Below are 12,872 nucleotides of genomic sequence, written 5' to 3'. Positions count from 1 at the left end.
CCGGCCGCAAGCGAGCGCATCGAGCGGCTCGAGAAGTACCTTGGCTGCCGGCTTCTGCTGCGCAGCGCGCGTGCTTTCAATTGCACGCCCGAGGGTCTCACTTTCTACGACCGCAGCAAACGGATTCTGCACGCCGTGGAACAGGCGGTCGCGGAGGTGTCGAGTGACGGGCAGGATCTGAAGGGCACGATCCGTATCGCGGCGCCTCATTGCTTTGGCGAGACGGTCGTGCCGGAGGCGTTGACGCTGGTGCGCGCAGCGTATCCACAACTGGATCTGGAGCTGGTCCTGAACGACCGGATCGTCGACCTCGTGACGGAGGGCGTAGATATTTCGTTTCGTCTTGGTCAGCTCGGCGAAGGGGTCTTCATTGCCCGTCAGCTGGGTCAGGTCGGGCGTGTGCTGGTTGCCGCGCCGGGCTATCTCAGCCGGCACGGTCCGATTGCTGAACCGTCTGAGCTGGTGAGGCATCCGTTCATTCGGGTGCAGGGCATGTTCGGCACGGAACAGTTGCCGCTCAGACACCTGGAGACCGTCGTGGAGAGCGTGCCGATCCGCACTGCAATCAAGACGAGTCATTGGCGGCCCATGTATGAAATGATCCTCTCGGGCGTCGGCATCGGCGTGCTGGAAGAGCCGGCGTGCGTCGATGCGCTTGCGCGCGGGCGGCTGGTCCGCATCCTGCCGGGTGTCGACGTGCCGCCATTGGATTTGAATCTCGTGAGTCAGACGCAGCGACAGATCTCCACGCGGGTACGGCTGATTGCGACGATGCTAGGCCATTGCACGCCGGAGATTCTCGGCAGAGTGCGCGCGGCTGCCGACACTCATTTCGACCGATGCCATGCATCGGAAATAAACCAATGGCACGCGCTGCGAAAATCACTATCTTTGATAGACACCGTCAGTGATACGAGGAGCTATCAAATGGCACGGCAATTGATTGTTGCGGTTTTCGACAACGTGGACGTCGCCGAACGAGCCGGTCGGGATTTCAGGAATTTTGAGGAAAAAGACCTTGGGTTCAAAATCGAGAGCGGCGTGCTGGTTCAAAAGGACGCTACAGGTAAGCTGATTTTGCTCGACAAGCACACCCGGCCGTTTTGGGGCACAGTGATCGGTGCGCTCACCGGCGGATTGATCGGAATGCTTGGGGGGTCGGTCGGGTCGATCCTCGGTTTTACGATCGGGGCGGGTGGTGGATTGGCTGAGCACGCAATCAAGGGCGCGCTTGATGACGACCTGGTCGCTGCGATAACCAGCAAACTGACCTCCGGCCACGTGGCGTTCATCCTCGAAGCGCAGGAGGCGTCACCGTTTGAAGTCGATAACATCGTGCTCGGTTATGGCGGCACCATTTTTCGCAAACCGCTACCCTGATCGCGAGCGCTGAGCAATCTTCAGGAGTAACCGGATATGACCGTACCTACCGACGAAGCTATCACCCGTGAAGCGATTGAAGGGATCTATCGCGCCTTCGAGCAGAAAAGCGTCCCGCTGTTACGAAAGGTTGTTACTCCCGATTGGGAATACATTCCTGAGCCGGCCGGCGCGGCGCCAGGACCGGACCAGATGGTTCCGATATTCGCGACTATCGCCACGGCGCTGCCGGATATGAAAATCACCATTCTCGATGTGCTGATTCACGGGGACCGGGTGGGCGTTCGCGCGGAGGTCAGCGGCACGCAAAGCGGGCCGCTACTTGGTATTGCTGCGAGTTCAAAACACATCAGTTTCGCGATTCACTCTTTCCATCAGATGCGCGGAAGTCTGATTGCGAAGACATGGCACCTCGAGGATTGGCTATCGGTATTCCGGCAGCTTGGGCAGTTGCCGCCAACGCTTGAACGGTCTTGAGTTGTGTTTGCGGGCAGGGCGCAACGGAAAGTGCAATGTTAATGATGCATTGCCGCGCTAACCAGAAGATGAAACGGCAGCACAAGCAGCGCCGTGCCGCCAACGCCGAGCAGCCACAATGCGATAAACCATAGCAGGCCGTGGCGAGGCGTCTTACGGTTATCGCGGCTTGTCTGTGGCATGGCATTGCTCCTGTTGGCAGGTTCGCAGCTAGAGTTCGTTAGGACTGTTCGATTTATTCTAGGTTATTGGGTGGTGTGGGTCTATATGAAAACAAACGAGCGAGGCGTGCCGAAGGATCAATCTTCGCCACGCCTCGCTCCGCTGTAGATGCTTTAGCGTTCTGGATGTTTCATGTGCTCCCGATGTTTCAGAACCGGTGCTGAAGCCCCGCCGTCACACCCGTTTGCGTATCCGCCGCGCCGGTCAGATCACGCGACAGGCTGACCGCATTGTCATGTTTGGCCATCGCATAACCGCCCGCCAGATACAGTACCGTCCGCTTCGACAACGCGTACTGCGCGCGCAGTGAGAACAGCGTCGGATCGGCGTCGCTCGCGTCCTTGATGTCCTGGTGGTAGACCGCGGCAAACAGCGAGACGAACGGCGTCACGTCGTATTGACCGCCGAGCCAGTACATATCGCTGCGCAACGTCGGCGCGGCCGTGTGGAAGGTACGCCGATAGTTGCGATACCCGGCCATGGCCTTCACCGTGCCGAAGTCGTAGCTCAAACCTGCGTGTATGCCTTGAATGTAGTTGGTGGTGTCCGCAGGCGTCACGCTGTCGTTGGCGCCGTTTTGCCGGTCGAACGTGGCGACGACAGCGAACGGACCATTCTCGTAGCCCAGACCGAAGTCATACTTCGAGCTCGACTTCATGCTGCCCGGCACGTTGCCGAAACCGTACATGGCGCCGAGCTTGACGCCGGAGAACGTGCCGTCATAGCGCACGGCGTTCGACGAACGCGAGAACAGACCGTCCTTGCGGCCACCCGTCGCGGTGGATGACGTCGCCCACGAGTAGTTCGGCGCGTAACCCATCGGGTCGAACTGCAGCATGTAATCGTAGGTGGTCGTGAAATTGCGGCCGAGCGTGATTTGCCCGAAGCGGTTTTTCAGGCCGATCGTGGCGCGGCGGTCGAAGATCGCGCCGGTGCTGTCGTCGAACTGGCCGTTCGCGATGTTGATGCCGCTCTCCAACTGGAAGATGGCCTTCAGTCCGCCGCCGAGGTCCTCGACTCCACGCAGGCCCCAGCGCGACGTGTTCTTGCCGCCCGAGACGAGACGCGTGGCGCTGCCATCCTTGCTTGCATGATTCACGTACTCGACGCCCGCATCGACGATCCCGTACAAGGTCACGCTCGATTGCGCATGCGCCGTTGCTGCCAATCCGGCGAGGCCGGCGCAGGTCACGCCAAGGGTCGCCTTCGTCATACTCCACTTCATCAACAGTCTCCTGTGCTTGGTTTTTTTACTTCGGTTGGGGATACGGTGCGGCTGGGTCTATCAAGTGGTGTCAGCTCGCCTGTGCGAAGGCCCAGCAGTCGTTGGCGGGGAATTCGATCCAGTGACGGCCGGCCGCGCGCGGCACGTGGCCGAAGGCACGCAGGCGCAGATCGCCGCAATGGAACAGGTATTCCCAGCGGTCGCCGAGATACATCGAGGTAATCAGGTCGGCTTCGAGGCGGTTCGCGCCAGGACCGTCCGCGACCTGCACGCGCTCAAGGCGAATCACGGCCTGTGCGTTCTGTCCGGTGCTGAGCGCTTCACGCGCCTGGGCCTGCAGCTGCCAGCCGTCGCCGGCCAGCGTCACGCGTTCGCCGTCGACCGCGGCAACGCGCGCGTCGATGCGGTTGTTGCTGCCCATGAACTCGGCCGTGTAGAGCGAGCGGGGCGCGCCATACAGATCGGCGGGCGTGCCTTCCTGTTCGATGCGGCCATTGCGCAGCAGAAGAATGCGGTCGGACATCGCCATGGCCTCCGTCTGATCGTGCGTGACGCACAAGGCGGACAGGCCCAGCGAAACGATCAGTTCGCGCAACCAGGCACGCGCTTCTTCGCGCAGCTTGGCGTCGAGATTCGACAACGGCTCGTCGAGCAGAATCACGGGCGGGTTGTAGACCAGAGCCCGGGCAATCGCCACACGCTGTTGCTGGCCGCCGGAAAGCTGATACGGGTAACGCGCGGCGAGATGACCGAGGCCGAGCTGGTCGAGTGCGGCCTGCACACGTTTCTTTTGCTCGGCGGCTGAGACACGCCGCAGCTTTAATCCGTAGCCGACGTTGTCCGCTACCGTGCGATGCGGCCACAGCGCATACGACTGAAACACGAGGCCTAGCGAGCGTTGCTCGACCGGCAGATCGACCTTGGCCGCGCCGTCGAAGAACACCTTGCCGTCGAGTTCGATGCGGCCCGAGGAAGGTTGCTCGAGCCCCGCGACAGCGCGCAGCAGAGTGGTCTTGCCGCTGCCCGATGCGCCCAGCAGGCACACCACTTCGCCGGGGTTCAGTTCGAACGACACGCCCTTCAGGATCGGGTTGTCGCCATAGCTGAGAAACAGATTGTCGACCGAGAGCTTATCCATGCAATTTCACTCCGAAGCGCAGGGCGACGCCGAGTCCGGCGCCGACCATCGCGATGTTGATGACAGAAAGCGCCGCGACCTGATCGACCGCGCCGGTCGCCCACAGCGACACCAGCAGCGCGCCGATCACTTCAGTGCCGGGCGAGAGCAGATAGACCGCAGTCGAGTATTCGCGCTCGAAGATCATGAAGATCAGGAGCCACGCCGCGAGCAGGCCGAAACGCACCAGCGGCAGCGTCACGTCGAGACTGACGCGCGTGCGCGTGCCGCCGACGCTGCGGCCCGCTTCTTCGAGTTCAGGGCCGACCTGCAGCAGCGCGCTTTGAATCAGGCGCATGCCGTACGCGAGCCACACGACCGTGTACGCGATCCAGATGCTCCACATGGAGTTCTTCAACTCCTTCAGGCCCGGCACGAAGAGGAAGATCCACAGGAACGCAAGACCGGCGAGCAGGCCGGGCACCGCGCGCGGCAGCAGCACGAGGTAATCGAGCAGGCGCGTGGCCCAGTCGTTGCGGCGATGGCCGGCAAAGGCGACCAGCGAATAGAAGCCGACGGCGAGCGCACCGCCGAGCACGCCGATGCCGAGCGTGTTGAGAATCGCGCGGACCAGGTTATCCTGTTCGAACAGTTCGGTGAAGTTGGCGAGCGTTAGTACGTCGGCCAGATTCACCCCTTCGCCCCAGTTGGTGACGAACGCGCGCAGCGTGATGCCGGAAAGCGGCACGAACACGGTGAGCAGCAGCCACAGCGCGACGATGCCGAGCGCAACCCAACGCCATGCGCCGAGCGGCAAGACAGTTTGACGGCCCGCTTTCCCCTTGACCGTGACGAAGCGGTTCGCACTCTTTAACAAGCGTCGTTGCAGCAGCACCAGCGGGAAGGTGATCGCGACGATGCATACGGCGACCGCGGCCATCAGGTGATACGAAGGCACGCCGAGCTTGTTGGTGAGCTTGTACAGGTACGTCGCCAGCACGAGATGGCCTTCGGGGTCGCCGAGTACGAGCGGCAGGCCGAACACTTCGAAGCCGAGGAAGAACACCAGCACGCCGGCGAACAGCAGTGCGGGTAGCGTCATCGGCAGGCTGACGTCGAGTGCGACGCGAAACGGCCGTGCACCAGCCACGCGCGCCGCTTCTTCGACATCCGAGCCGAGATTGCGCAGCGCCGCCGACGAATACAGGTACACGTGCGGCACATGCGTGAGGCCGACGATGATCGTGATCGCCAGAATCGAGTACACGCTCCAGGGCGCCTCGGCCGTGCCGAACAGTTCTTTCCACCAGACCGAATAGAAACCGACCGGGCCGGCCGCGACCACGTAGCCGAACGCGAGCACCATCGGCGAAACGAACACGGGGGTGAGCAGCAGCGGTTCGAGCCAGCGGCGCCCGGGCAGGTCGGTGCGCACCATCAGGAACGCGAGAATGCCGCCGAGCGGGATCGAGATGAACAGCATCCCGGCCGCGATGATGAAAGAGTTTTTCAGCGCTGACCAGAAGTCGGGGTCGCTGAAAATGAATTCGAAGCCGGTAAGACCGAATGTGCGTTTCGCGTCGAAGAACGGTGCGTTCAGCACGCTCTGAAGCAGAATGAAGCCGAGCGGCAGCGCCACCGCGACGGTCAGCACCGCGACGACGAGCCAGCGCAGCAGCCCCGCAAACGGCTGCAGAGCGCCGCGCGGCAGCGCGCCTATCGTGCCGCCGTCGGCCGCGCGTGGTGGTGCATCGCGGTGTCCGGTTGCGCTAGTGGAAAGCATGAGTGTCCCCCTGCAGCGTGAAAGCCGCATATCGACAGGTGGTGGAAGAAGGTGGGGCGTGCGCGCGTGTCGGCGCGCACGCCGTCAGGTCAGTCGAGGTTTAGCGCTTGATCGACTGTTGCCATTGCTTGAGGAATTCCAGCCGCTTGGACTGATCGAGATAGACCAGCAGGCCGGCGCCGATCGGGATCGGTTTGAGCGAGTCGCCAAGCTGCTTTGTGAGACCCGCCATCGACGTTTCGCCGTCGACATCCGCACGAATCGAGAACAGGCTGGCCTGGTTCGCGAGCAGGGTCTGACCGCGTTGCGACAGCAGATAGTCGACCCACAGCTTCGCCGCGTTGGGGCTTTGCGCCTTCTTCGAAATCGTCACGAGGCGGCTCACCACGAGGGTGTAGTCCTTCGGATAGACGTAGCCGATCGACGGGTCTTTCTTCGCTTTGGTGAGCGCGTACGAACCGAGAATGTTGTAGCCGATCAGGTTTTCACCCGACGAAATGCGCTCCATCATCGCGCCGGTGCTCGATTGCAGCTTCGGGCCGGTTGCGCCCATGGCTTTCACGAGGTCCCACGTGACCTGCGGATTGACGCGCGCGTCTTGCGTCAGATAGTTGAAGCCGACGCCTGATTTCTCGATGTCGTAAGTCGTGACCTTGCCTTTGAACTGATCGGGCTTGTTCTGCAGCAGTTTGATCAGATCGGCGCGCGTTTGTGGCACTTCGCCGGCCGGCAGCAGGCGCTTGTTGTAGACGATCGCAAGAGGTTCGTACGTGGTGCCGTACGCCTGCTTCTGGTATTGCGCCCACTGCGGCAACTGCTTCGCTTCGGGCGATTCGTAGCTCGCCATCAGACCGTCGTTGACGAGCTTGACCTGCAGGTCCATTGCCGAGCTCCACAGCACGTCGGCGCTGGTGCTGCTGGCCGCGTTTTCGCTGATGTAGCGGTTGTACAGCTCGGTGCTGTTCATGTCGTTGTATTCGACCTTGATGCCATACAAGCTTTCAAAATCCTTGATGAGCGGGCGCACGAGGGCGGTGTCCGTGACCGAGTAGACGATCAGCTTGCCTTCCTTCTTGGCCCCGTCGACGGTGGCCTGGTAGTCGCTGGGATAACCGGCAGGAAAGGCCGCCCATACTGGGTTTGCGGCGAATGCAACGGCTACGGCGAGATACTTCAAAGAGATTTGCACGTCTTCCTCCAGAAAACACTGTGTTTGTTTTGTGTAGGCGAATGGTAAGAGAAGCGTGCTTTCTGAATGCTTTCAGTTTTCGAAAGAAATGCGTCACAATGCTCGAATTCGCCTCATGGATTTCCCTGGGATTCTGTTTATGCGTGTGCTGCTCGTCGAAGACAATCCGATCCTTTCCCGCTCGCTGACCGACGCGCTGACCAGCGCGAAACTCACCGTCGACTGCATGCATGACGGCGAGTCGGCCGACCACGTTTTGCGCACGCAAGACTACGCACTGGTGATTCTCGATATCGGTTTGCCGAAGCTCGACGGCCTCGAAGTGTTGCGCCGCTTGCGCGCGCGGCGCAACGCGGTGCCGGTATTGATGCTGACCGCGCATGGCTCGGTTGAAGAGCGTGTGCGCGGTCTCGACCTCGGCGCCGACGATTACCTCGCCAAGCCTTTTGCGCTCACTGAACTCGAAGCGCGCGCCCGGGCGCTGCTGCGCCGCAGTCACGGTCAGGAGCCGCTGCATGCGCAGTGCGGCACGCTGCTCTACGACAGCGTCGACCGCGGCTTCACGCTCGACGGCGAGCCGCTCGCGCTGACGCCGCGCGAACGTTCGGTGCTCGAAGTGCTGATCCTGCGCAACGGCCGCGCAATCAACAAGGACACGCTCTCGGAGAAGATCTTCGGGCTCGATGAGTCGGTGAATGCCGATGCCATCGAAATCTATGTGCACCGCCTGCGCAAGAAACTCGAGCGCAGTTCCGTCGGCATCGTGACATTGCGCGGGCTCGGCTATCTGCTCGAAGCGAAGGACGCGTGACGCATGACGCGGCCAAATCTGCGCGTTCGCGTTGCCCTCTGGTTGTTGCTGCCGCTGCTTTTGCTGCTCGCTTTCGATGCATGGCTCACGTATCAACGTGCCATGAACGCGGCGCATGCGGCCTTCGATCGCACTCTGGAGTTTTCGCTGCGCTCGATCCGCGACGGCATCCGGTTGCGCGATGCTCAGATCGAAGTCGATCTCCCGTATCTCGCGCTGGAGATGTTCGAATCCAACGGCGGCGGCAACATCTACTACCAGATTCGCGAGGAGGGCGGCCGGGTGGTGACTGGCTATCCGGATCTGCCGTCAGGTACGACGGCGTCCGCGGATCTTTACAGCGTGCAGTTTTACGACGACACGTTTCGTGGCCGTCCGCTGCGCATCGCGATGTTGCGGCTGCCGGTCCATGACGTGCCGAGCGCGCAAACGCGCGTGGTGCTGGTGCGGGTCGGCGAAACGATCGAGCAGCGCCAGGCGCTGGCGCGCGAGATCCTGATCGGCTCGTTGCAACAGGAGTTCCTGCTGGTGGTGCTCGCGCTGGGCATCGTGTGGCTGGGGGTTGCGCGAGGCTTGCGGCCGCTCAACCGCTTGTCGGCCAAAGTCGCCGCACGTGCCGAAAACGATCCGACGCCGCTCGATACGGTGGGCTTGCCGAGCGAAGTCGCACCGCTGGTCGATTCGATCAATCAGTACATTGGCCGCACACAGTTGATGCAGTTGTCACGCCGGCGATTTTTCAACGACGCCGCGCATCAGCTGAAAACGCCGCTCGCGATCATTCAGGCCGAGTCGGAGCTGGCGCTGCGCGATATCGACGGCGGTGAAGAAACGTCGAACGGCAATCGCCGGCAAGGCGTGCATCTGCGGCGGCTGAATCGGGCGGTGCAGCAGGCGGTGCGCATTGTCCAGCAGTTGCTGTCGCTCTCACGGCTCGATGCGGACAGCGGTTATACGGTCAAGCATGGCGCTGTGCCGCTGCATAAGGTGGCGCGCAGCGTGACGCTCGACTGGTCGCCGGTGGCGCGCTCGCGTGGCATCGATCTCGGCTTCGAACAGGACGTGCGTATCGACGTGATGGGGCAGACCGATCTGCTGGCGGAACTGGTCGGCAATCTGATCGACAATGCGATTCGTTATTCGGGCGATGGCGCGGTGATTACCGTGCGCGTTGCATGCGAAGCTGGGCAAGCGCTGCTGCAGGTGATCGACAACGGACCGGGGATTGCCGTTGGCGAGCGCGATGCGGTTTTTGAACGCTTCTATCGTAGCGAAGCAACCCAGGCGGTTGAGGGCAGCGGCCTGGGTTTGTCGATCGTGCTGGAAATCGCGCGCGTGCACGGCGCGTTGATTGCGCTGAGCGATGCGCCTGGCGGTGGGCTCGTGGTCAGCGTGCAGTTTCCGGCGCTAAAGGCCATGGCCGCGTGAGGCTCATGCTCGGGCGGCAACGCTATGCGCGGATCCTGAAGCTGCGCGCGTAGGCCTCGGGTATCGTCTCGCTACCCCACACCTTACCGTCCACCAACACCTGGGAATGTTCGCTGCCGGGCAGTGCGACGCCGACACGCGCGGCTGCTTCGCGATACAACTGCGTCTGATTGATCTGCGCCGCGATTTCCGCGTAATCCGCGCGTGGGTCGATCATGCCCCAGCGTTCGAATTGCGTGAGGAACCAGGCGCCTTCGGCGGCATGCGGGTAGTTCACGGCGCCGTTGTCGAAGAATCGCACGGGCAGGCCATGCGGTGCCGAGGCCGCGATTTCGTTGCCAAAGCGCGCCGCGATCAGGGCTTCGTCGATGCCGATAAATTCGGGCCGTGCGAGCCAGTGTGCAATCTCCTCGCGATGCCCTGCACCGTCGAGCCAGCGGCAGGCTTCAAGCATTGTCTGCACGAGCGCGCGCGCGGTATTCGGATTTGCGCTGACAAAATCTCGCCGGCACGCCAGCACTTTCTCGGGATGATCGGGCCACACCTCGCTCGTATAAGCGATCGTCCGGCCGACGCCGCGCACCTCCGCCATCGCGTTCCACGGTTCGCCGACGCATAGGCCGTCAAGCTTGTCTTCGGAGAGCGCCGTGACCATTTGCGGCGGCGGAATCACCACGCTTTCGGTGTCGCGCAGCGGATGCACGCCTTGCGACGCGAGCCAGTAGGGCAGCCACATCGCGTGCGTGCCGGTGGGGAAGGTCTGCGCGAAGATGGGCTTGCGGCCGAGTGTGGCCAAAGCCCTGGGCAAGGAGCCGTGTTCGGCCAATGCGTCGGCCAGACGTGTTGACAGCGTGATGGCCTGGCCGTTGCGATTGAGCACCATCAGCACGGCCATATCCGTTTGCGGACCGCCGAGGCCGAGTTGCACGCCGTAGACGAGACCGTAGAGCACGTGCGCCGCATCGAGATCGCCCGACAGCAGTTTGTCGCGCACGGCGGCCCATGACGGCTGGCGGCACAACTCCAGCGTCAATCCATGCGCGTGGCCGAATTCGAGCAGCTTGGCGGCGATGAGCGGCGCGGCGTCGGACAGTGCAACAAAACCGAGCCGGAGATGGGTTTTCTCGAGCGGCGCAGGCGCGGGCGATGAGGATAGAGGAGTGGCAGAGTTCATGAGCGGCGCTTCATTTGAGCGAATCCGCCGACGCGATGACGGCACGCGCGACTTCGGCGAGTTTGACGCCCTGGTTCATTGCGCGCTTGCGCAGGTTGGCATACGCAGCGTGTTCGGTGATCTTCAGTTGATCCATCAGCAGGCGTTTGGCGCGATCGATCAGCTTGCGTTCGGTGAGTTCGCTCTCGACTTGCGCGAGGCGCTCACGCAACTGCGACTCCTGCGCAAACCGTGCGAGCGCCACTTCGAGAATCGGCGCGAGCCGTTCTGTGGCCAGACCTTCGACGAGATAGGCGGTGACCCCCGCACCGACCGCGTCGCGGATCAACTGCTGATTCGCGTCGTGACTAAACATCAGCACCGGACGTGGCGCCGTGGCGTTCATGACCGCGAGTTGTTCGAGCGTGTCGCGCGACGGCGATTCCGTGTCGATGATGATCACGTCTGGCCGTTCGCTCTGCACGACGCGGTGCAGCGCTTGCGGTGTCGCCGTGCCGGCCAGCATCTCGTAGCCAAGTCGTGCGAGGGCGTCGCGCAGATCGCCTATCGGCTTGTCGGTATCGGTAACGAGAAGAACACGCAGCATGGAGTGGGGTTTGTCGACGGCTGACTACTGCTAAAGCAACGTGCATGCCAGTGCGACGTGATTGCAGTGAAGGTAGCGCAATCACAGGCTTATGAACGGCGTGGGCAACGGAGGTTGCACTTGTGCGGTGCATGCGCGAGATGTGCACCGAAGCGGGGCGTCTCGCCACAACTGCAGTTCAGCCCGCACTTCTTCGATGACAGGACCCCACTCGCCCAGTTTCCGTTGCCGGAACAGCCGCATTGACGGATACCACGGGCTATCGGTTCGGTTGCGCAACCATCGCCACTCGGAGTAGGCGGGTATCAGTACCCAAACGGGGAGCCCGGCCGCGCCGGCAAGGTGGGCGACCGAGGTGTCGACGGTGATCAGAAGATCGAGCGTTTGCAGTATTGCCAGCGTGTCGGTGAAGTCGTCAATGGCGGGCCCAAGCGTGTGCACGTCGTATTCGCGTGCGAGGACCTGGCTCTCATTCTCGCGAGGGCCTTTCTGTAGTGCATACCAGGTCATCCCGCCGGGCGCAAAGAGGGGTTTTAACGCGTCGAGCCGAATCGATCTGAAGCGATCGAGAGCGTGACCAGGATTGCCTGCCCAGACGATGCCGACGCGTTTGTTCTGTACGGGCGTCCCGCTGCGTGACGCCGTTTCGAGCCGGTCTCGCCAGCGCCGCACCTTTTCTGGTGCCGCCGCGAGATACGGCATTGCAATCGGAAGCATCGACAAATCCAGCTTCATATGTTCCGGCATCCTTAGCATGTAGCACCAGTAGTCGTAAGGACCGGGTGGCAACGTAACGAATACGGTCCTCACGCTTTTCATGGAGGCGGCCAGTTGCGCGATCGGGCGGCTAACCAGCACATCGACCGTTGCGCCTTGCCGATGCAGCCACTCGGCGCAGCGGAGGAACTGGATCTCGTCGCCGTGTCCCTGTTCGCCAACCAGCAGGAACTGGCGTCCCTCGACAGATTCACCGTTCCACTCCGGAAAGCGTGGTCGAACGTGTTCTTCTGCCTGGCCGGGGAGTGCATAGAACCAGCGATATCGCTTCCAGCCGTCTGCAAATTCGCCAAGACTCAACTGCACGCCCGCCAGATGAAACTGCAGATAAGGGTTGTCTGGCAGGAGCCGTGCCGCTTCCATGCTGTGCGGGCGACTCTCGTCAAGCCGGCCCTGGATGCTGAGTGCGCGCGCCGCGTTGTGATGCAGGAGAGGGTGGTGCGGACGGAGGGCGAGTCCTTGCCTCGCCACACTGAGCGCGTCGCTGAAACGGTCGTGGGTGTTCAACACGTAGGCGAGCGACCTTAGTGCGCCGACATCGCCGGCAAAGCGGGTTCTTGTCTGCTTGATAGTCTCGGCGAGTTCGCGAGTGCGATTGGTGCCTGCAAGCGCGGCCACCCGTTCGAGCGCGTCTTGCACCGGGTCTTCACATGCGACGGGAATGTCGACGGTGGTGTCATTGTCATTCATCGTATGCCCCTGG

At 62.2% G+C, this 12,872-nt stretch carries 12 protein-coding genes; 4 read left to right on the top strand and 8 right to left on the bottom strand.

Annotation, left to right across the window (positions count from 1 at the left end; genetic code table 11):
• Positions 1-135 precede the first annotated feature (135 nt).
• Entirely contained in the window at positions 136-1,380 is a 1,245-nt protein-coding gene (locus BCY88_RS40355) for a LysR substrate-binding domain-containing protein (RefSeq protein ID WP_259461415.1), read from the top strand.
• A gap of 36 nt (positions 1,381-1,416) precedes the next feature.
• Positions 1,417-1,857: an ester cyclase gene (locus BCY88_RS15625; RefSeq protein WP_120345152.1), complete on the top strand. Its 441-nt coding sequence runs from the start codon at positions 1,417-1,419 to the stop codon at positions 1,855-1,857.
• Positions 1,858-1,895: 38 nt separating this feature from the next.
• On the opposite strand, the gene BCY88_RS39855 is transcribed toward BCY88_RS15625, so the two are convergent.
• The 5 genes from BCY88_RS39855 to BCY88_RS15605 all read right to left on the bottom strand — a co-directional run bounded on the left by BCY88_RS39855 (position 1,896) and on the right by BCY88_RS15605 (position 7,393).
• Positions 1,896-2,039 carry a hypothetical protein gene (locus tag BCY88_RS39855; protein WP_183081379.1) on the bottom strand — a complete coding sequence of 48 codons (144 nt, stop codon included), beginning with the start codon at positions 2,037-2,039 and terminating at the stop codon, positions 1,896-1,898.
• Between the two features lie 188 nt (positions 2,040-2,227).
• Positions 2,228-3,304, bottom strand: coding sequence for a porin (locus BCY88_RS15620; RefSeq protein WP_120345151.1), 1,077 nt, complete (start codon positions 3,302-3,304; stop codon positions 2,228-2,230).
• Positions 3,305-3,374: 70 nt separating this feature from the next.
• A complete protein-coding gene (locus BCY88_RS15615; RefSeq protein WP_120345150.1) occupies positions 3,375-4,442 on the bottom strand; it encodes an ABC transporter ATP-binding protein in 1,068 nt (355 codons plus the stop codon).
• Positions 4,435-6,204 carry an ABC transporter permease gene (locus BCY88_RS15610; RefSeq protein WP_120345149.1) on the bottom strand — a complete coding sequence of 590 codons (1,770 nt, stop codon included), beginning with the start codon at positions 6,202-6,204 and terminating at the stop codon, positions 4,435-4,437. Before BCY88_RS15610 ends, BCY88_RS15615 begins: the two co-directional genes overlap by 8 nt.
• Positions 6,205-6,304: 100 nt before the next feature.
• A complete protein-coding gene (locus BCY88_RS15605) occupies positions 6,305-7,393 on the bottom strand; it encodes an ABC transporter substrate-binding protein (RefSeq protein ID WP_120345148.1) in 1,089 nt (362 codons plus the stop codon).
• Between the two features lie 139 nt (positions 7,394-7,532).
• Between BCY88_RS15605 and BCY88_RS15600 the strand changes: the two genes are divergently transcribed.
• On the top strand, positions 7,533-8,204 hold the full coding sequence (locus BCY88_RS15600) for a response regulator (protein ID WP_120345163.1): 672 nt from the start codon (positions 7,533-7,535) through the stop codon (positions 8,202-8,204).
• A 3-nt stretch (positions 8,205-8,207) separates the two neighbouring features.
• Positions 8,208-9,632, top strand: a complete 1,425-nt coding sequence (locus BCY88_RS15595; protein WP_120345147.1) for a sensor histidine kinase — start codon at positions 8,208-8,210, stop codon at positions 9,630-9,632.
• A gap of 22 nt (positions 9,633-9,654) precedes the next feature.
• Here BCY88_RS15595 and BCY88_RS15590 read toward each other — a convergent pair whose 3' ends face one another.
• The 3 genes from BCY88_RS15590 to BCY88_RS15580 all read right to left on the bottom strand — a co-directional run bounded on the left by BCY88_RS15590 (position 9,655) and on the right by BCY88_RS15580 (position 12,859).
• Positions 9,655-10,806 carry a CmpA/NrtA family ABC transporter substrate-binding protein gene (locus tag BCY88_RS15590; RefSeq protein ID WP_120345146.1) on the bottom strand — a complete coding sequence of 384 codons (1,152 nt, stop codon included), beginning with the start codon at positions 10,804-10,806 and terminating at the stop codon, positions 9,655-9,657.
• 10 nt (positions 10,807-10,816) lie between these two features.
• On the bottom strand, positions 10,817-11,392 hold the full coding sequence (locus BCY88_RS15585; protein WP_120345145.1) for an ANTAR domain-containing response regulator: 576 nt from the start codon (positions 11,390-11,392) through the stop codon (positions 10,817-10,819).
• A gap of 81 nt (positions 11,393-11,473) precedes the next feature.
• Positions 11,474-12,859: a tetratricopeptide repeat-containing glycosyltransferase family protein gene (locus BCY88_RS15580; RefSeq protein WP_120345144.1), complete on the bottom strand. Its 1,386-nt coding sequence runs from the start codon at positions 12,857-12,859 to the stop codon at positions 11,474-11,476.
• Between the last annotated feature and the right edge of the window lie 13 nt (positions 12,860-12,872).

The sequence above is a fragment of the Paraburkholderia fungorum genome, assembly GCF_003610895.1.
Classification (GTDB): Bacteria; Pseudomonadota; Gammaproteobacteria; order Burkholderiales; family Burkholderiaceae; genus Paraburkholderia; species Paraburkholderia fungorum_B.
This window is presented reverse-complemented; position numbering and strand designations above follow the sequence as displayed.

Excerpts from the sequence above, each read along its gene's own strand:
- BCY88_RS15625 (WP_120345152.1), top strand. The coding sequence starts at position 1,417 with ATGACCGTACCTACCGACGAAGCTATCACCCGTGAAGCGATTGAAGGG.
- BCY88_RS39855 (WP_183081379.1), bottom strand. The coding sequence starts at position 2,039 with ATGCCACAGACAAGCCGCGATAACCGTAAGACGCCTCGCCACGGCCTG.
- BCY88_RS15620 (WP_120345151.1), bottom strand. The coding sequence starts at position 3,304 with ATGAAGTGGAGTATGACGAAGGCGACCCTTGGCGTGACCTGCGCCGGC.
- BCY88_RS15615 (WP_120345150.1), bottom strand. The coding sequence starts at position 4,442 with ATGGATAAGCTCTCGGTCGACAATCTGTTTCTCAGCTATGGCGACAAC.
- BCY88_RS15610 (WP_120345149.1), bottom strand. The coding sequence starts at position 6,204 with ATGCTTTCCACTAGCGCAACCGGACACCGCGATGCACCACCACGCGCG.
- BCY88_RS15600 (WP_120345163.1), top strand. The coding sequence starts at position 7,533 with ATGCGTGTGCTGCTCGTCGAAGACAATCCGATCCTTTCCCGCTCGCTG.
- BCY88_RS15595 (WP_120345147.1), top strand. The coding sequence starts at position 8,208 with ATGACGCGGCCAAATCTGCGCGTTCGCGTTGCCCTCTGGTTGTTGCTG.
- BCY88_RS15590 (WP_120345146.1), bottom strand. The coding sequence starts at position 10,806 with ATGAACTCTGCCACTCCTCTATCCTCATCGCCCGCGCCTGCGCCGCTC.
- BCY88_RS15585 (WP_120345145.1), bottom strand. The coding sequence starts at position 11,392 with ATGCTGCGTGTTCTTCTCGTTACCGATACCGACAAGCCGATAGGCGAT.
- BCY88_RS15580 (WP_120345144.1), bottom strand. The coding sequence starts at position 12,859 with ATGAATGACAATGACACCACCGTCGACATTCCCGTCGCATGTGAAGAC.